Source organism: Corynebacterium matruchotii, from assembly GCF_011612265.2.
Taxonomy (GTDB): Bacteria; Actinomycetota; Actinomycetes; order Mycobacteriales; family Mycobacteriaceae; genus Corynebacterium; species Corynebacterium matruchotii.
On sequence record NZ_CP050134.2, the window covers coordinates 1050689 to 1069533 of the forward strand.

Sequence of the window (18845 nt, forward strand, 5' to 3'; positions counted from 1 at the left end):
ATAAGCGGTTACACTGTGATGCATGACTGTCAGAAGCACTTCTTCGACGGGCGATGCGCAAGGTAGCCGCACGCCCCACCCCGACACCGGTGAATCCAGCTCCGCTAACAGCTTGACGGGAGATGATGTGACATGTCGGATACGGTAAGTTCTACTTCCGGTCAGGATACGGGCTATGCTTCTCGACGGGCCGCAGCAACCTCTGGCGAACGAACCGGGTCTGCGGTTTCCGCGGTTGGGGCGGGCTTGACCGCGGCCTTTGGCGTGACCGCTCGTGGCTTAGGCAATGTCACCCGACTGGTAAAGAACCGTAAGGCATCGCGTGCGTCACATGATACGTCAGATACTGAGGAGCTTAATGAGGTGGCCGGCAAAAAATCGACGAGTAAAAAGACGGCCGCAAAGAAGACCGCCAGCAAAAAACCCGCGGGCAAGGGTGAACCAGCAAAAACAAAGCCCGATGCGGATAGTGTTGGGCTGGCCCTTATTGCGTTGGCGGTGGTGCTGGGCGCCTCCGTGTGGTTCGAAGTCGCCGGCCCCATTGGTTCGGCAATCGCCACAATGACCTACCTGCTGATGGGGGCTGGTGCGTTGATACTGCCCATCGCGCTCGTCGTGTTGGCGGTCGCACTTATGCTGGGCTACCAGCCGCATCCACAAAATCGCATGCGCACCATTGGTGGTTCGGCGCTCATCATTGCCGCCATGTTGGGCCTATTGCAGATCATGGCGGGGAATCCCGAAGCGTGGAGCGATCGCATGCAAGCCGGTGGCGTCATTGGGTTTGTGATTGGTGGCCCGCTGGCCGCAGGTTTTACCGAATACCTGGCCATCCCGTTATTGCTGCTGTTGATAGTTTTCGGGGCGTTGCAGGCGACCGGCATTAGCGTGCGGGAACTATTCATTATTATTCGTAATTTTATAGAACGCCATCGTGATGACGAGGATTATGACGATTATTACGAAGACGACTACGACTATGTTGACCAGGAAATAGCGGCACGCGCAGAGGGGCGCCCGGTGCCAACCCGCCGGCCCCGACGAACCCCGCGGCGACAGCAAGAGCGTTACGACGAGGAACCGTACGATGATTACGACGACTATGACGACTACAGCTATTCCGATGCGGAAACCTCTGCCTTTCCGCGGCAGAACACCGAGGAACGCAAGAAGTTAACGACCGACACCGATGAATTCCCGCCGGTCACCGCATCCCGGGCGGCTCGATCCCGCCGGCCGCGTTCCCGCCAAACCATGCGACCCGCCCAAGGGGCAGCCCAGGCGGCGGCAAAAGCCGTGTCGGATGTGGCCAAAGCCGCCGGCACCGCGGCAACCGCAGCATCCACGGCAGTAACCGGTGCCGCCGCGGCGAAAGCCAACACCACCGGTGCCGTCGCTGACGCGGTGACCGATGCCGCCGCGGACGTTGCCTCCCAAACAGTAAAGTCCGCGGAAAAACTCGGTACCGCTGCGCTTTCCGGGGCAGCTGGTGTGGCTGATGCCGTGGCCCGGTCGCAAAAGAACCTCCGGCAGGCCCAAGGTCGGCACAACAATGCCGAAATTACAGCAGGCAATGCGGAAGCGGACACCGAACCCATTGCTATGCGCCCAACCCAGGGGGCAGCTAATGCTGGAAAACATGCCGTGGACCTGGCCGATACGGCCGCCGCTGACTCGTCGGCAGAAGACGGGGCGGCCGACACGGCTTCGCAGGCGATGGGGAAGCACCATTTGGTGGAGGGACCCGACTATCAAATCCCCAGCACATCCCTGCTCACCCCGGGGGCTCCTCCAAAGACTCAAACCGCGGCTAATGATCGCATGATTGAGGCCATCACCGACGTGTTCACGGAGTTCAAAGTGGATGCCCACGTGGTGGGATTCAGCCGCGGCCCAACAGTAACCCGTTACGAGGTGCAGCTAGGCCCCGGCGTGAAAGTATCAAAAATCACGAATTTGCAGTCGAATTTGGCTTACGCCGTTGCCACGGATAACGTGCGATTGCTCACCCCCATTCCAGGAAAATCGTTGGTGGGCATTGAGGTTCCCAACACCGACCGGGAAATGGTGCGGTTGGCGGATGTGCTCAATAACCCAGCCATTCACGAAGACGCGGACCCCATGCTCATTGGGTTAGGTAAAGACATCGAGGGGCATTTTGTGGCCCATTCGGTGCAGAAAATGCCGCACCTGCTTGTCGCGGGCTCCACCGGCTCCGGTAAGTCAGCGTTTGTGAATTCGCTACTGGTATCGCTGCTCACCCGCGCTACCCCTGAGGATGTGCGACTGATTCTCGTGGATCCGAAAATGGTGGAGCTCACACCATACGAGGGAATCCCACACCTGATTACGCCGATCATCACCCAGCCGAAAAAAGCTGCCGCCGCATTGCAATGGTTGGTGGAAGAAATGGAACAACGCTACCTGGACATGAAATCGGCCCGGGTGCGGCACATCAAAGATTTCAATCGGAAAATCCGCGCCGGCGAGATCGAAACCCCTGCCGGCTCCCAACGCGAATACCAGGCCTACCCCTACATCGTGTGTATCGTGGACGAGTTAGCGGACCTCATGATGACCGCCCCGAAGGAGATCGAAGACTCCATCGTGCGCATCACCCAGAAGGCCCGGGCGGCAGGTATTCACCTGGTTTTGGCCACGCAACGCCCATCGGTGGATGTGGTGACCGGGCTGATTAAGACCAACGTGCCGTCCCGGCTAGCGTTCGCCACCTCATCGCTGACCGACTCGCGCGTGATCTTGGACCAGGCGGGTGCGGAAAAACTCATTGGCATGGGCGATGGGCTGTTCATCCCGCAGGGCGGGCGGCCGCAACGCATCCAGGGCGCATTCGTCACCGATGAGGAAATCCAAGCAGTGGTCGATGCCGCCCGGGAACAGGGCGAACCGGTGTACACCGAGGGCGTTACCGAGGACAAGTCCGCGGAAAATAAGCGAGAAATCGATGACGATATCGGCGACGATTTAGAGAACCTCCTCCAGGCGGTGGAGCTGGTGGTGACCTCACAACTCGGGTCAACATCAATGTTGCAGCGCAAAATGCGCATCGGGTTCGCCAAGGCCGGCCGCCTCATGGACCTCATGGAATCCCGGGAGATCGTGGGTCCCTCGGAGGGCTCCAAGGCCCGGGAGGTGCTCGTGAAACCGGAGGAATTAGACACGGTTTTGTGGCTGCTTCAAGGCGCGGACCCGAAGAATGCCCCGAAGGAAAACCCTGGTAGTGACGCCCCTGATGGTGGTGGTGCTGTGTCGGCCAATGATGGTGGTACCAAGGTTGCTGCAGCCACATATAACCCCACTCAGAATGCGTTCTAAAACGTGCTAGCATAGGATGACATCGTTGGAGGGGAGTACCCCATAATCAGCGTAGACCGTCAACACGTGACGCTTTTTTGAAGACGATCCGGTCTCGCTGGCCCGCACCACCTGGCGTCGTCAAGCAGGAAATACGCACTAGTGGGTGGGGGAGACCTCCGGCTCTATTTGTACGTAATACGAATAAGACCGGAGGTCTTTTTATGGAAGTAAACCTGATGACCTGGGCGATCACTATTGCATTAGTAATCGGCCTGTTCATTTTCGACTTCTATTCCCATGTGCGTACACCGCACGAACCTACCCTCAAAGAATCTGCCATTTGGTCGCTGGTTTATGTGACCCTGGCCTGCCTCTTCGGCATTTTCCTGTGGTTTACATGGTCCGAGCCCGGTAACCCACATCAGCATGGGTTGGAATTCTTCCACGGCTATATTGTGGAAAAAGCACTTAGCGTCGACAACCTGTTTGTGTTTGCCCTCATCATGGGCAGTTTCCAGGTGCCACGGAAATATCAGCAGAAGGTACTGCTCATCGGAATTATGCTGGCGCTTGCCTTCCGGCTCGTGTTTATTCTGCTGGGCAAAGTCGCCATCGACGCCTGGTCTGATGTGTTTTACCTGTTTGGTCTGTTCCTGCTGTATACCGCGGTGAAGCTGGTCATTGACGAAATTCGGCACGTGCCGGAAATAAATCCGAACGACATGTGGTTGATTAAAACCTTGCGTCGGATCATTCCGGTGGCCCACGGTTATGAGAGCGATCACCTGTTTATCCACAAAAAGGGCCAGTTTGCCGTGACCACGCTGCTTGTGGCGTTGATCGCTATCGGCATGATTGACGTGATGTTTGCGCTGGATTCCATTCCGGCGATCTACGGTATTACGGTGGAACCCTATATTGTGTTCACCACGAATGCGTTCTCGCTGCTGGGACTACGGCAAATGTACTTCCTGCTCGATGGGTTATTGGACCGGTTGGTGTTCCTGCCCTATGGCCTGGGCGGTGTGCTGGGGTTCATTAGCGTCAAACTCATCCTGCACGCGCTGCACGAAAACAAACTAGGGTTTATCAACGGTGGCGAGTCGGTACCGGTGCCGGAAATTCCCACCGTATGGTCGCTCGTAACCATTGTGGGCATTTTAACCATTGCGGTGGTTGCCTCGTTGATTAAGGTGAAACGCGACGAAGCGCAGGGTGCCATTGCCCTGAAATGGAATAAGGACTACGACGATATTCCCATGAATGGCGCGGAAGCAGACGGCACCCCAGCGAGGCCGAAAAACCCTTCGACAAGTAACGCTTCGGCGGACGGAAACCCGCGGGAAACCTAGACACCAAAGATGTTCAGTACCGGGTTCCAGGTGTGAAACACCCGCCCGGTGAGCGCATTATTGGTGTGGAATGGATCATCGGCCATAAGTGCCTCAGCGTCGGCAATCGTGGCGGAATCGTCAAGTTGAATCACAATGAGAGCGTCACCATCCCCATCGGTATAGGGGCCGGAACCAATGAGTTTGCCTTCCTCTTTCAGCTTTCCGAGAAATTCCCGGTGGGCGGGGCGCAGTTCGATGATCTGCGGGCTGTCGGCGGGGTAGTGGTATTCAATAGCAAAAACAGTCATGATTTTGATGCTAGTCGGTGATGAGGTTCCGCATGGGGTGATTCCCAGTCCATCGTTGTAGTGTTGTTATTTATGAATGATGCCGTCTCTAGCGCACCAACCCCAGCCAAGCCGTCGAATCTGAATGTTCCTAACATCCTGACCAGCATACGGATCTTGGCTATTCCCCTCTTTGCCTGGTTAGTGCTCCGCAGCGAAGGCCAACACATGTCCTGGATGTTATGGTCGTTGGGCTGCTTCGTGGCGTTGATGATTACCGACAAACTTGATGGTGATATTGCGCGTGCGAAAAACCTTGTGACCGACTTTGGGAAAATCGCCGACCCCATCGCCGACAAGGCCCTGATTTCTACGGCACTCATCTGTCTGAATATTAACGGCAGCCTGCCCGTGTGGGTGACCATCGTGATCCTAGTGCGGGAGATCGGCATCACAATTTGGCGGATGTTTGAGCTGCGTAAAGGCAATGTGGTACCCGCATCGAAGGGTGGAAAGCTGAAAACCGTCCTGCAAACCATTGCGGTCACACTATTTTTAATACCACCGGCGCACATATTCCACTACCCGGCACTGGTGGTCATGCTTATCGCAGTGGTGGTGACCACGGTTACAGGCTGCCAGTATATTGTGGACTCCATGAAACTGAAAAAGACGGTGACCGGTGAGTAGCACGGTTACGGCGCGGGAAGTCATCACTTCGCTTATCGACGCAGGTCAGACCGTTGCTACTTGTGAATCCCTCACCGCCGGGTTGCTGGCCGCCACGCTTGCCGACGTTCCCGGCGCTAGCGCCGCGCTTCGCGGTGGTCTGGTCACCTATGCGACGGACCTCAAGCACACGCTGGCGCGCGTGCCGCAGGAAGTACTGGTGGCGCATGGCCCGGTGGCGCGGGAAACCGCCATTGCCATGGCCCGTGGGGTGCGGGATGTGTGCGGCGCCGATTGGGGAGTGTCGTTGACCGGGGTGGCTGGCCCGGATCCGCAGGATGGCCACCCGGTGGGGGAGGTGTGGGTGGGTGTTGCCGGCCCGGAGGGCACTGGGGTGGTGCATACTGGGGTGGCCGAACTGGCCGGAACCGTTCTCGGATCGACAGACTTATTGGTGGGCGATCGGGCCGCAATCCGGCGCCAGGCGGTGACGGCAGCATTGGCGGTTATGGTGCGGGTTCGGGCTGGTCACATAGGTTGAGTTACCCTGACTCAAGAAGGTTGGAGAAAAATTGGAAAAGCGGGAACAAATTTCCGGTATCATTCGTTGGAGTAAATGATGATGAAATATACCGCAGTTCTAGATAAGCCAGTAACAAAACGTACCCCGAAAACTCCAGAGCCGTTACTGCGGCAAGCTCTTGGTGCAGCGCTGCGCTCGTTTCGCGCTGACAAGGGAATTACGCTGAGGGAATTGGCCGAAATTTCTCGCGTGTCGCCCGGCTATTTGTCCGAGTTGGAGCGGGGTCGCAAAGAAGTGTCTTCCGAATTGCTAGCTAGTGTCTGTCACGCATTGGGGACGAGTGTGTCTGATGTTCTCATCGAAGCTGCTGGTTCCATGGCCATGCAGAATGTGGAAAAGGAACTAGTTCGGGTGTAGCAGCCCCATCTGTGTCGGCTTTTGGCGAAGAGTCGACATATTTACTAACTAAGATGTCGGTCTCTCCACTAAGATGGGCACCGGTTCAAATGAATATCATGAGTAGAAAGGTGCTTTAAGCGATGGCAAACCCCTTCGTGAAGGCATGGAAATATTTTATGGCCCTCTTCGATAGCAAGATCGACGAGCATGCGGATCCCAAAGTGCAGATCCAGCAGGCCATCGAAGAGGCCCAACGGCAGCATCAGGAATTGTCCCAGCAGGCAGCGGCGGTTATTGGTAACCAACGGCAGTTGGAGATGCAGTTGAACCGCAGGTTAGCGGATATTGAGAAGCTGCAGGCCAATACTCGGCAGGCCATCCAATTGGCGGATAAGGCTCGGGCTTCGGGGGACATCCAGAAAGCTACCGAGTATGAAAACGCCGCCGAGGCGTTTGCCGCCCAATTGGTAACTGCGGAGCAGTCGGTGGAGGACACCAAGAAACTGCACGATCAGGCTTTGCAGCAGGCTTCGGCTGCGAAGAAAGCAGTGGAACGCAACTCCATGGCGTTGCAGCAGAAAGTTGCAGAGCGCACCAAGCTTCTTAGCCAGCTGGAGCAGGCCAAGATGCAGGAGAAGGTGGCCGAGTCTATCCAGTCCATGAATTCCATCACCGCTCGGGATACGCCAAATTTGGATCAGGTGCGGGAAAAGATCGAGCGGCGTTATGCCAACGCTTTGGGCTCGGCCGAGCTGGCGGAGAATACGGTGCAGGGCCGCATGGCAGAAATCGAGCAGGCTGGGGTACAGATGGCTGGGCATTCCCGTCTAGAGCAGATTCGCGCCCAAATGGCGGGCGAATTGAGCCCTGGCACATCCGCAAGTCCGCAGCAGTCCATTGAAGCGGCTAAGCCCCAGGCTTCGGTTGCCGATGATGCGGTTGCCCGGCGGATGCGGGAGCTGCGTGGTGATCTATAAACTGCTTTAAACTCGTCATCACAAAAATGCCCCAGGGATGCCCGGGGCATTTTTGTTTGTGTCAGTGGGGCAGACTATAGTGCAATAAAAGAACACTGGTCTTTTATTGAGTTTAGGGTATTCCGGAGGTATTGACGATCATGGCCGCATCAAAAACACGTATTTCTTTCCTAATTATTTTGGGTGCCCTGATGTCGATCACCTCACTATCGACCGACATTTATCTTCCAGCGCTTCCCACCATGGAAGCCGCATTGGGCGGTGACTCAGAGCTCACAATTACCGGTTTCCTCATCGGGTTTTCGCTTGCCCAATTATTATGGGGCCCAATTAGCGATCGGATTGGCCGAAAAATCCCCCTGATTATCGGCATCATTCTCTTCATCATTGGCAGCATTGGTTGTGCCACATCAACCAGTATGACAATGGTGGTCTTCTGGCGGGTATTCCAAGCACTGGGTGCCTGCGTGGGACCAATGCTGTCACGGGCAATGATCCGAGACAGCTATGGGGTCACCGAAGCCGCCCGAACATTATCCACCCTAGCAATGATTATGGCCGTGGCCCCCATCGCCGGCCCACTGCTCGGTGGTGCACTGTTGACGATAGGGACGTGGAAACTCATTTTCTGGGTCATGGCCGGTGTGGGCGTAATCTTCTTCGGAACGATATTTTTCTTGCCGGAAACCCTACCGTCAGCATCGCGCACCCACCAGTTGCTATGGGAAACCTTCGCTAACTACTGGACCTTACTGAAAACCAGAACATTCATGCGCTATGTGCTATGCGTCACCGCATTCTATGTGGCCGCCTACGCTTTTATCACCGGCTCACCCAAGGTATACATCACGTATTTTGGTGTGCCAGAACAGTATTATGGTCTGTTCTTTGGCTGCAATATCATTGGGCTCACCCTGGTTAGCGCGCTGAACCGTCGACTAGTCATGAGCTACACCATGGATACCCTGCTTCGGCGCTCTCTCGTGGTAGCAGTCATATCGGTAGTGATCCTAACGATATTTTCTATCACCGGCATTGGTGGTCTGTGGGGAATAGTCATTCCCATGTTCGTCATGTTCAGCATGAATGGGATCATCGCTTCCTGCACCAATGCTGCCGCCCTGAATGCAGTGCCACCCACCATGACTGGGGCAGCAGCTGCACTCTTGGGGTCGCTGCAATACGGCAGCGGCATTATCTCGTCGCTCCTGCTGGCGCTGTTTGTCTCGGACACACCATACGCCATGACCAGCATCATCACATTCTTTGTGGTGCTGTCCGCCCTCTGCATGGTGGGGAGCACCGCTCATCCTGCCCAACCGGTTCGGCCGGGCGTCGACAAGCATTAATTTATGCGGTACGGGTGAATTGAATCCGCCAAGCGTCAGGGCCTTCACTCAAATATTCGACCGCGAACTCCTCATCACGTGCCGCAATCTCCCGCAGCAACGGCAATGGATTATGCGGCGCAATAATAATCATGGCCTGCCCGATATCGCGCGTGCTCAATGCGCCATGAATCGCACCATGTCGGATTTCGTGCGGAATCTGCACCACATCAAGCTCGGGAATACTGGCATTATTGGCTAACGGAAGATCACGAGGCATAAGAGAATCCTTTCGATAAAAAGTTGGGTCATTACCATTTAACCATCACCGGCGCCGCGAGCCCATAGCGCATCAGCAATATGATGCGCGCGGCGAATCGACCTGATGATGACCGGGGTGCCAAATGCGGTAATAGAAAACGTGGCGCCGCGAGCCTTACGTGCATCCAACACCTCATTAATAGTGTTCAACATGAGCGGAATGAGTCGAATGGTGAGCGAAATCGTTAAAACGATCGTATCCACGGGCACACCCAGGCGAGCGGTGGGGCGTAGTGCCCGTTCCAGGGCATCCATCATTTCCTCAATGGTGGTGGTGAGCGTGAGCAACACGGCAAGCATGACCGAACCAAACAGCACGATCATAATGGCGGCGGCCCGTTCCCACCCCAACTGCCACCATTGGAACGCCCCCAGAAACAGCAGCAGCGGAATTGGTGGCCAGAGCTGTGCCCACATGATGCGCGGCGGAATGCGGGCAATACCGTAGAGAATAACTGCTATGGCGAGAAAAATCAGCGCAGGATACAGCGATTTCACCCATATGCTTGTGCCAATAATCGCAAGGATAAGCGTGCAAAACTTCACCATGGGGGGCGTGCGGTGAATCATGCTCGCGCCGGGAACATAGGTGCCCAGGGGAATACTGCGGATCATAGGGCACTCCGATTCATGAGCGTGGTGTAAAAATCAATGACGTCCGTGGGGGAACCATCGGCGGCGATGCGATGATTATCAATGCATAACACTCGGTCGAATCCGGTGAGGAAATCCAGATCGTGGCTGACCACAATGAGTTGCTGTTCCAGTGTATCGAATACTTTTCGAATCTTTAATCGATTACGCATGTCGAGAAGCGTGGTCGGTTCGTCGGCAATAATCACGTCGGGTTCGATGACTAACACGGCCGCTAGCGCCAGCAGTTGCTTTTGCCCACCAGAGAGGAGATGCGGCGAGTGCTGGGCGTGATGCTCTAGCCCAAATCTTTCTAGCATGGTGCGGGTCCGGTCGGTGCGTTCCGTCTTGCTGAGTTTTAAACGCCGTAGCGAGAACGCGATATCGTCCTCCACGGTGGGCATGACGATCTGGTTTTCCGCGTCGGAGAACACAAACCCGACTTTTCGCCGAACTTGTTTGCCATTTTTTGCCACGTCGAGGCCGTCGACGGTGACCGTTCCGGTTGTTGCCGTTCCTAACCCATTGATGAGGCGGATGAGGGTGGATTTTCCGCCGCCGTTGGCGCCAATGATGCCGATGCGGTTTTCGGTGAGGGTGAGGTTAATGTCGTTGAGCACTAATCGGTCGTCATAGTGCACGCTGACATTGGTGAATTCGATGGTGGACACCGGTGTGCTCCTCGTGGTGAATAAAAAAGCCCAAAGTGTGGCGCTTTGGGCAAAACTGGTGGTTACTTATGCTTTTCGACGTTGCCCCAGGGATTGGGGATGTCATTTCCGGAGATATTACTTTAAGAATGCTTTCCTGCGGATGTCGGGGAGGGACAGGTGCACACCGGAGGCGATGGCAACAGCGCAGGTGGCCTTAATGAGATCGGGGATGAGGAAGGGAACATTGACGGCGAGCGCTTGGCCAAAGGACATGTCGGCCCGAAACATCATGCCGACCGAACCGCAGAGGTATTGGCAGGCCAGGGCGGCGATAGCGCCAAGGGCAAGATATATGGTGAGTGCCTTGCGGTTTCCCCGAGGGGCGAGGTAGGCGATACTGCCAGCAACCGTGGCGGATACAAGGTAGCCGACAAGATAGCCAATGGTGGGGCCGCCCAGGGCCGCGAGCGTGGTTTTGCCGCCGGCGAGCACGGGCAGGCCGATGAGGCCAAGGCCGAGGAATAGGAGTGCAGTGAGGAAACCGCGGGTGCGACCCAATATGAGGCCGGCAAGAATGACGGCGGCGTTTTGCAGCACAATAGGCACGCCGGCGGCGCCGACGGGGATGGCGACGAATGCTAGCGCAATGATTAAGGCGGCGAAGACCGCAATGTAGGCCACATCTAAGAGTGGGTTACCTGCGGGGGTAGGTGCGGATTCCTGCCGATGTGGGCTATCGGCAGTGGTTGCGGATTGGTTATCCTGTGATGCAGTCATAGCTTCACACCCTACAGTTAAACACTGTTCAAACCATGATGAAGACCTAAAAATACCCACAAAAAGGGGTAATTTTCAGGAGTGTGGTACGACTATTTCGAGATTTACTTGTTTGGTTGAGGGCGGTGAGCGGCTGAGGGTACCAACATGGGTGTCCCGTTATGGGGATACTCATGCGGGTACACTCCTATGGTGACCCCAGAATGACGGTACCTATAGGGGTGTGCTTTTTCGGGGACACCTTGGTGAGGGCATCGATATTTGGGGCCATAACTGGGGGTGAATAATTACCGCCTGCCGATTTTGGCCTAGATGTTTCTGATTATGTGAGCCCATCATGATGCCTCTAACGTCGATACAATGACGGCATGCGGCTAACGGAATTTCACAAACTCATAACCGACGAATTTGGTGATACGCGTGGGGCGTGGATTGTTCACTCGCACATGATTGTCGCGCTGGGTGGAACTGCCGAAGAACTCATAGATGCTGGCACCGATCCCCGCGACATATGGTGGGCGTTGTGCGAAGATTTTCGAATCCCACCGGAACGGCAATTAGGAAAAGACGAATAGGTGCAGCGGTGATCGAATGTCGGTGCATGGTCAAGAAAACCGCAAATAATCAACACTTCGAACAATCATGCGCCTGCATTATGATGCGTGTCCGGTACGTGCTTTAGCGTAATACTCGCCATCACAAACCGGCACCACAGTAAAATGCTGGTGGTTTCGGAATGTGGGGGAGAGAAATGTCACAATCGAGAGCCGAAACTGTTCTTCGATCAGTCCAACCATATGGCCCTTCATGTAGGTTACTGCTTAGGTCTCACTCACTTGTTGCAGTGGCCCGCATGACCGGCCCCATCGACCCGCCCTAGGCATGCACCTAGGTCTATTCTAGAAGGAATCATGGCTACTAAAAAGAGCACCAAAACAACCAAAGCCGCCGTCAACGATCGGCAAAAAGCACTCGATACCGCCCTGGAACAAATCGAAAAAGATTTCGGTAAGGGTGCGGTCATGCGGCTGGGGGACGACAACCGGCCGCCCATCAGCGCCATTTCCTCCGGTAACACCGCTATCGACGTGGCGTTAGGCATCGGCGGGTTCCCCCGGGGCCGCATCGTGGAAATCTACGGTCCGGAATCATCCGGTAAAACCACCGTGGCGCTCCACGCCATTGCCAGCGCCCAACGTGAAGGGGGCATAGCTGCCTTTATTGACGCCGAACATGCCCTGGATCCGGAATACGCCCGGAAGCTAGGGGTCGACACCGATGCGCTGCTGGTCTCCCAGCCCGACCATGGTGAGCAGGCCCTAGAGATCGCCGACATGCTGATCCGCTCCGGCGCCATCGACCTCATCGTCGTTGACTCCGTGGCCGCCCTCACCCCGAAGGCCGAAATAGAAGGCGACATGGGGGATAGCCACGTGGGCTTGCAGGCTCGCCTCATGAGCCAGGCGCTTCGGAAAATGACCGGTGCCCTGCACAACTCCGGCACCACCGCCATTTTCATCAACCAATTGCGCGAGAAAATCGGCGTCATGTTTGGTTCCCCCGAAACCACGACCGGTGGTAAGGCCCTGAAATTCTATGCCACGGTGCGGTGCGATGTGCGGCGCACCCAAACCCTGAAGGATGGCCAGGATGCCATTGGTAACCGCACCAAACTCAAGGTCGTGAAAAACAAGGTATCGCCGCCGTTCAAGATCGCCGAATTTGACATCGTGTACGGTGAGGGCATTTCCCGGGAATCCACCCTCATCGATATGGGCGTCGACAATGGCATCATTAAAAAGTCCGGCTCCTGGTTCACCTACGAGGGCGACCAATTAGGCCAAGGCAAGGAGAAGGTTCGCATGCTGTTGAAGAACACTCCCGAACTGGCCGACGAAATCGAAGAGAAAATCCTCAAAAAACTGAAGGTCGGCAAATACGCCAACCTGCCGGACGAGGAAACCACCAACGATTCCGTAGATTCCGTGCCGGATGTCGACTTCGACGACAATGCTGATGAGCAGCAAGCCGAATAATGCGAAAGAGCGCAAGCTTGAGCAGCTTCGGGCCGCACTAGCCCACTACGAGCGCCACGGCAGTGATCTCTTCGACCACCAGGCCGAGGACGCCAAACGGCAAGTGCGGCACCGCGCCCTCTTGCTGCTCGATCAGCGGGCCAGGTCCCGCCACGAACTTCAGGAACGCCTTGTCGCGCTCGACTTCGACACCCGGGTTATTGCGGACGTGCTTGACGAGTTGGAACAGTCCCGGCTCGTGAACGACCATGATTTTGCCATGGAGTGGGTGAGACAACGCCACGAACTCCGCGGCAAATCCCGCAGCGTACTCGACCAGGAACTCCAGCGTAAAGGCATTAGCCCGGAGCACCGTGCCGCGGCCCTGGAACAAGTCGATGATGACGCCGAGTATCACTGTGCCAGGGAGCTTGCCGCCAAAAAAGCCCGGCAGATCACGAAGCCACCCGCCGACTATGCGGAGCAGGAGAAATACCTGCGGCGGATCGTCGGCGTGTTGGCCCGTCGGGGTTTCGCGTCGGGAATGAGCTTCGCCATCGCCAAGGAAGCGTTAGAGCAGCGCATCGCCGAATTATCCTGACGAAACCGCTAGCGCCCAGCGCCTTGACGTGGTAAAGCGTGGCGAAGTGGGGTCTGACTTTGGGCTTTCCGGTCGGCCCCGATTAGAATTGCAACCCGTGTCAGCACCGATCATGAAAAACGAAGCCAATCTTGCCGATTACACCACCCCCACAGCTACCACCCCGGATTCTGTGGCAGGCCGCACCTATGAGGTGCGTACCTTTGGCTGTCAAATGAACGTGCATGACTCGGAACGACTCTCTGGGCTGCTGGAGGATGCCGGTTACCAGCCCGTGGTTGCGGGCAACACCCCGGATCTCATTGTGTTTAATACATGCGCGGTGCGGGAAAACGCCGACATGCGACTCTACGGCACCCTAGGGTCGCTCCGCAGCGTCAAGGAACGGCATCCCGGCATGCAGATCGCCGTCGGCGGGTGCCTGGCGCAAAAAGACAAGGATGCCGTGGTGAAGAAGGCACCCTGGGTCGATGTGGTGTTCGGCACCCACAACATTGGATCACTGCCGGCGCTGCTCAAGCGCGCATCCCATAACCACCAGGCCGAGGTGGAGATCGTCGACGCCCTGGAGCAATTCCCGTCGGTGCTGCCCGCCAAACGGGAATCCGCCTACGCCGGCTGGGTGTCGGTGTCCGTGGGCTGCAATAACACCTGCACCTTCTGCATCGTGCCATCCTTGCGGGGCAAAGAAATTGATCGCCGTCCTGGTGATATCCTCGCCGAGGTGCAGGCCCTCGTCGATCAAGGTGTGGTAGAAGTCACTCTATTGGGGCAGAACGTGAACGCTTATGGTGTGAACTTTGCGGACCCCGACCTGCCGCGGGACCGTTCGGCTTTCTCCCGGCTGTTGCGCGCCTGCGGTGAGATTACCGGCCTGGAGCGGGTGCGGTTCACGTCCCCTCACCCGGCGGAATTCACCTCCGACGTGATCGACGCCATGGCGGAAACCCCCACCGTGTGCCCCCAATTGCACATGCCACTGCAATCCGGTTCGGACAAGGTGCTCAAGGAAATGCGCAGGTCATACCGGACCAAGAAATTCCTGGCCATCCTTGACGAAGTGCGGCAGAAAATCCCGCACGCGGCCATCACCACGGACATTATCGTGGGCTTCCCCGGCGAGACTGAGGAAGACTTTCAGGCCACCCTCGACGTGGTGGAAAAGGCCCGCTTTACTAGCGCCTTCACCTTCCAATATTCGCCGCGTCCCGGCACGCCCGCCGCCGAATACGAGCAGCAGGTCCCCAAGGAAGTGGTGCAGGAACGCTACGAGCGGCTCATCGCCCTGCAGGAGCGTGTGTGCCTGGAAGAAAACCAGAAACTTGTGAACACAGAGGTAGAACTTCTCGTCCAGGCCGATGGTGGGAAGAAGAACGCCAAGACGCATCGCATGACCGGCCGGGCCCGCGACGGCAGGTTGGTGCACTTTCATCCGGTCGGCAGCATCGACCAGAGCATTCGCCCCGGCGACATCATCACCACAACAGTGACAGAGGCGAAGCCGCACTTCCTCATCGCCGATGCCGGGGTGCTCACGCATCGCCGCACGGTGGCCGGCGACATGAGTGAGGCCGGCAAGGTTCCCACCACCGCGCCCATTGGGGTGGGGTTGGGCATGCCGAAGATTGGTGCGCCCGCTCCGGCAGTCAGCGCGTCGACAAGCAACTGCGATTCCACCGGTTGCGGTTGCTAGGATAAAAGGCATTATCCCACTCACCGCGTTCTTAAGGATATGCCCCATGTCGGAACCCAAACCTGATCTCGCAACCCTAGAAAAACAGGCCGCCGGCACCATTTCGCTGAAATCCGGCCGTGGCTATCTCATTGTGGCCTGGGCGCTCTTCACCATAGGCCTACTGCTGCCGCACGCCGGGTCGCTCAGCGGCTGGCAGGTGCTCATGTGGCACAAAACCATCGACGGCATACACATCGGCATTGTCGAATCTGTGTTCGTGTGGTTGGGTACCCTGGGTCTCGTGATCAGTGGGGGACTACTGCTCATCACCAAACGCACAATCTTCGCCAATATTACCTACCTGCTCACTGGCATGGCGCTTCTCGCATCGCTGTTCGGTATGTGGATGCGCCTGCAAGACAAAGAAACCACCGGCGGCCCCGGCCTGGGCTTGGGGTTCTTACTGCAGGTCCTAGCAGTCATCATCACCACCTATGCGCTGTCCGTCATGATTCTGCGCCGCAGCGACGAACAGAAAGCAATCGCGCAGCAGCGGGCAGCAAGCGAAGACCTGGACGAGGTTGGGTATGCGCAGCGCGCCGCGCTTGTGAGCCAACAGCAGAACACGCCCGAAACCAATCCCTTGCTTGTCGACGACCGACGCAAGCGTGCCGCCGAACGCCACCACACCAAGAAAACCAAAAACTAGAAAACCTTTTCGAAACACTGTGTGCGGGAGGTTTCCCGGAAATCCACCGAATAATTAGCCACCAACATGGGCTCATTATCCTCAGCCACAGCCGTGTAGATCGACCGCACCTCAGGCCACCGCTCCTGCACTTCCTTGCGCAGTCGATACTTGAGCGCAGAAGACAGGTTCAGTCCCCGATGCCGGCGGTTCACCACCGTTATCTGCTGCTCGGCGCAATCCGACCCCCGCATCCGCCGCACCTCGGACAGGCCCGCAACCACACCGAAATACACCAACACCACCATCAGCGATTGTTCGCCATCGCGCAGCTGGTGATCCCACCGTTTCCTCGTCCACGGCACTACATCCCGAGTCAACCCACCAACTGGCATGTCCGCTTCGGCCTCTGTGTAAAGCTGTAGTAGCGGCTCTCTGTGTTGCTCCGGTGACCGATGGTCCTCATACACCACAAAATCATATCCGGGCGGCAACACCGGTCCTTCCCACTGCGACTCCGATGATGTGGGAATCACCCCACACAACTCCACCATCCCCAGATAATAGCCACAGTCTAATAGCTCCCACTCGAAATCCCCCTCGCCACCCGACAGCGGTACCCCATGCCATATTCGAATAAGGGTTCGCCCCACGGCCTGTGTGAACTCCTCAATCCCCGCAATGAGTTCCCGCCACGCCGTCAGCTCCGACCCGGTGGCCGGTCCGCCCGGGGTCTCTGGGAGAAAATCAACTCCCAACACCAAGTCCGCGTCCACCCCTTGGGCGCCCGGCGTCATAGTCGCATCCACATACCCCAACACCTCAACGTCATCCGGCAGGCCCGGGTGAGCCGAGCCCGCATCAGCGGCAATCAGCGGATACCCCAGCGGTGAGCGTCGAAAAGCGGAAAGATCCGGCTCACCCGAAACCGCAACCAACACCACCGACTCCCGCACCGGGGTGGGCCGCAGCGACTCGCACACCACCTCTGCCGACGCCGAATCAGCCACGTCACCACTCACATCCTGATGCGCAACATTGGTGGCAAACACAAAATTCACCAACGCATCACTATAGTCCGCAGGCGTCACGTCGGTTTCAGGGGGCGCAAATTGAAAAAAGACAGTCATGGCTTAACCATAACTGTCTCACCTACCGGCAGCCTACCGCGACTCTACCGCATGAATAGCAGCATCCGCCCACTCCTGCCACTGGGCGGCCTGCTCCCGGAACTTCTGGGCATCCTTCGTCTTACCCTTCGCCTCTGCAGCCTCCGCCGCGGCCGTGAACTCTTTCACCTTCGCCGTAAACTGTGCCGCCCGGGCCTGCGCCTCTGGATCCGTACGCCGCCACTGGTCCTCCACCGCTCGGCTCACCAACGACTCCAGCTTGAAGATCTTGTCTTCAAACTCCCGCACCCGGCCCCGCGGCACAAACCCGATCTCTTCCCACTTCTCCTGCAGCTCGCGCAGCTTTGCCCGTGCCACATCAGCCGAGCTTGCCGACTCAATCGCCGGACCATACTCGGCCAGCAACGCCTCCTTTGCCGCCGCATTCGCGGCAAACTCCTGATCCCGCTTCTCATGCTCCGCATTGCGTGCATCAAAGAAATGGTCCTGGGCCGCCTTGAACGCATTCCACAACTTATCATCCATGTCCCGCGGCGCCCGGCCAGCCTGACGCCACCGATCCATCAACTCACGAAACGCCCGGGCGGTCTCATTCCAATCGGTGGAATCCTTGATAGCCTCAGCCTGCGCCACCAACCCCTCCTTGACGCGCTGCGCCGAAGCCCGACCCCGATCCAACTCCGCAAAATGCGCCCCCCGACGCCGATTAAACGAATCCCGCGCCCGCGAATACCGCTTCCACAGCGCATCATCGGTTTTCCGATCCACCCCCCGAATCGTCCGCCACTCATCCAAAATGGCCCGAATCCGGTCGCCGGCCTGCTTCCACTCCGTGGAATTCTCCGCAATATCCTCGGCCTCCGCGGCCAACTCCTCCTTGCGGGCAATCGCCGCTTGCCGACGAGCCTGCTTCTCCTCCTTGGCCCGCTCACCGGCAACAATCGCCTCATCCATGAACTTCGTCAGCCGTGACCGCAGTGACTCCACATCCCCAATCACCGCGGCCTCATCCAACGAATCCCGCAACTGCTCGGCCTTGCCTCGCAAATGCGCCGACTCCGTGGGATGACTCTGCAACCGGGTCTCCAAATTGATAACCTCAACCACCAGATCATCAAACCGGGCCCCATAATGTGCCAACCCCTCCGCCGGCGTACCCGCCTGCCAGGAACCAATCAGACGCTCCCCATCGGTCGTCTTCACATACGCATTCCCCGACTCGTCAACCCGACCCCACTCTGCCGGATCAGACGCCGCCGGAATGGTAACAGCTGGGCGGGCCGCAGGCTGCGCCGTAGGAGTGGGGGCCGTGGGACGCGAAACTCCGCCGGCAACAACACCGGGACGAGGGCCTGGCTTAGGGGGGTGGGGAGTAGTCATGGCAAAATTTCCTTACAGTAATTGTGCCGCGCGACGCGGCTGCCGAAACGAAAATGACAAGAGAGTAGTCTTCCCAACAAACCTCAATGAAGCATCCGGGATCTAGGAGCACAAGCCATGAAGCCACGCCCATGCCA

At 57.3% G+C, this 18845-nt stretch carries 19 protein-coding genes; 12 read left to right on the forward strand and 7 right to left on the reverse strand.

From position 1 onward, the window contains the following. The first annotated feature begins 132 nt into the window (after positions 1-132). The gene (locus HBA49_RS04765; protein WP_005526284.1) at positions 133-3336 is read left to right on the forward strand and encodes a DNA translocase FtsK; all 3204 of its coding nucleotides are present in this window, start codon (positions 133-135) and stop codon (positions 3334-3336) included. Between the two features lie 203 nt (positions 3337-3539). Further along, positions 3540-4670: a TerC family protein gene (locus HBA49_RS04770; protein ID WP_005520825.1), complete on the forward strand. Its 1131-nt coding sequence runs from the start codon at positions 3540-3542 to the stop codon at positions 4668-4670. On the opposite strand, the gene HBA49_RS04775 is transcribed toward HBA49_RS04770, so the two are convergent. Then, positions 4667-4960: a YciI family protein gene (locus tag HBA49_RS04775; RefSeq protein WP_005526207.1), complete on the reverse strand. Its 294-nt coding sequence runs from the start codon at positions 4958-4960 to the stop codon at positions 4667-4669. The genes HBA49_RS04770 and HBA49_RS04775 overlap by 4 nt on opposite strands. A gap of 72 nt (positions 4961-5032) precedes the next feature. On the opposite strand from HBA49_RS04775, the gene pgsA reads away from it, so the two are divergent. From pgsA to HBA49_RS04800, 5 genes are all read left to right on the forward strand, one after another. Continuing rightward, on the forward strand, positions 5033-5629 hold the full coding sequence (gene pgsA, locus HBA49_RS04780) for a CDP-diacylglycerol--glycerol-3-phosphate 3-phosphatidyltransferase (protein WP_005520827.1): 597 nt from the start codon (positions 5033-5035) through the stop codon (positions 5627-5629). Beyond that, entirely contained in the window at positions 5622-6149 is a 528-nt protein-coding gene (locus tag HBA49_RS04785; protein ID WP_005525814.1) for a CinA family protein, read from the forward strand. The genes pgsA and HBA49_RS04785 overlap by 8 nt, the downstream gene beginning before the upstream one ends. Before the next feature lie 78 nt (positions 6150-6227). Beyond that, the gene (locus HBA49_RS04790) at positions 6228-6548 is read left to right on the forward strand and encodes a helix-turn-helix domain-containing protein (protein ID WP_034995244.1); all 321 of its coding nucleotides are present in this window, start codon (positions 6228-6230) and stop codon (positions 6546-6548) included. Positions 6549-6670: 122 nt separating this feature from the next. Next, on the forward strand, positions 6671-7507 hold the full coding sequence (locus HBA49_RS04795; RefSeq protein ID WP_005520830.1) for a PspA/IM30 family protein: 837 nt from the start codon (positions 6671-6673) through the stop codon (positions 7505-7507). Positions 7508-7647: 140 nt separating this feature from the next. Then, a complete protein-coding gene (locus HBA49_RS04800; protein ID WP_005526080.1) occupies positions 7648-8856 on the forward strand; it encodes a multidrug effflux MFS transporter in 1209 nt (402 codons plus the stop codon). A 1-nt stretch (position 8857) separates the two neighbouring features. On the opposite strand, the gene HBA49_RS04805 is transcribed toward HBA49_RS04800, so the two are convergent. The 4 genes from HBA49_RS04805 to HBA49_RS04820 all read right to left on the reverse strand — a co-directional run bounded on the left by HBA49_RS04805 (position 8858) and on the right by HBA49_RS04820 (position 11219). Next, entirely contained in the window at positions 8858-9115 is a 258-nt protein-coding gene (locus tag HBA49_RS04805; RefSeq protein ID WP_005520832.1) for a DUF2249 domain-containing protein, read from the reverse strand. A 38-nt stretch (positions 9116-9153) separates the two neighbouring features. Then, positions 9154-9771 carry an energy-coupling factor transporter transmembrane component T family protein gene (locus tag HBA49_RS04810; RefSeq protein ID WP_005520833.1) on the reverse strand — a complete coding sequence of 206 codons (618 nt, stop codon included), beginning with the start codon at positions 9769-9771 and terminating at the stop codon, positions 9154-9156. Then, a complete protein-coding gene (locus HBA49_RS04815; protein ID WP_005520834.1) occupies positions 9768-10460 on the reverse strand; it encodes an energy-coupling factor ABC transporter ATP-binding protein in 693 nt (230 codons plus the stop codon). The genes HBA49_RS04810 and HBA49_RS04815 overlap by 4 nt, the downstream gene beginning before the upstream one ends. A 117-nt stretch (positions 10461-10577) precedes the next feature. Beyond that, the gene (locus tag HBA49_RS04820; RefSeq protein WP_005526262.1) at positions 10578-11219 is read right to left on the reverse strand and encodes a biotin transporter BioY; all 642 of its coding nucleotides are present in this window, start codon (positions 11217-11219) and stop codon (positions 10578-10580) included. A 368-nt stretch (positions 11220-11587) separates the two neighbouring features. Between HBA49_RS04820 and HBA49_RS04825 the strand changes: the two genes are divergently transcribed. The 5 genes from HBA49_RS04825 to HBA49_RS04845 all read left to right on the forward strand — a co-directional run bounded on the left by HBA49_RS04825 (position 11588) and on the right by HBA49_RS04845 (position 16219). Then, positions 11588-11794 (forward strand): DUF3046 domain-containing protein, encoded by a 207-nt coding sequence (locus HBA49_RS04825; protein WP_005520836.1) that lies wholly within the window; start codon positions 11588-11590, stop codon positions 11792-11794. A 336-nt stretch (positions 11795-12130) separates the two neighbouring features. Continuing rightward, a complete protein-coding gene (gene recA, locus HBA49_RS04830) occupies positions 12131-13255 on the forward strand; it encodes a recombinase RecA (RefSeq protein ID WP_005520838.1) in 1125 nt (374 codons plus the stop codon). Beyond that, a complete protein-coding gene (recX, locus tag HBA49_RS04835) occupies positions 13230-13835 on the forward strand; it encodes a recombination regulator RecX (protein ID WP_050773698.1) in 606 nt (201 codons plus the stop codon). Before recA ends, recX begins: the two co-directional genes overlap by 26 nt. 112 nt (positions 13836-13947) lie before the next feature. Next, positions 13948-15528 carry a tRNA (N6-isopentenyl adenosine(37)-C2)-methylthiotransferase MiaB gene (gene miaB / locus HBA49_RS04840; RefSeq protein ID WP_040432034.1) on the forward strand — a complete coding sequence of 527 codons (1581 nt, stop codon included), beginning with the start codon at positions 13948-13950 and terminating at the stop codon, positions 15526-15528. 46 nt (positions 15529-15574) lie between these two features. After that, positions 15575-16219 (forward strand): Rv2732c family membrane protein, encoded by a 645-nt coding sequence (locus HBA49_RS04845; protein ID WP_005526365.1) that lies wholly within the window; start codon positions 15575-15577, stop codon positions 16217-16219. Here the strand turns inward: HBA49_RS04845 and HBA49_RS04850 are convergent. Together HBA49_RS04850 and HBA49_RS04855 are read right to left on the reverse strand one after the other, a co-directional pair. Continuing rightward, positions 16216-17328 (reverse strand): hypothetical protein, encoded by a 1113-nt coding sequence (locus HBA49_RS04850; RefSeq protein WP_050773697.1) that lies wholly within the window; start codon positions 17326-17328, stop codon positions 16216-16218. The genes HBA49_RS04845 and HBA49_RS04850 overlap by 4 nt on opposite strands. A gap of 33 nt (positions 17329-17361) precedes the next feature. Further along, positions 17362-18708, reverse strand: coding sequence for a DUF349 domain-containing protein (locus HBA49_RS04855; RefSeq protein ID WP_005526562.1), 1347 nt, complete (start codon positions 18706-18708; stop codon positions 17362-17364). Between the last annotated feature and the right edge of the window lie 137 nt (positions 18709-18845).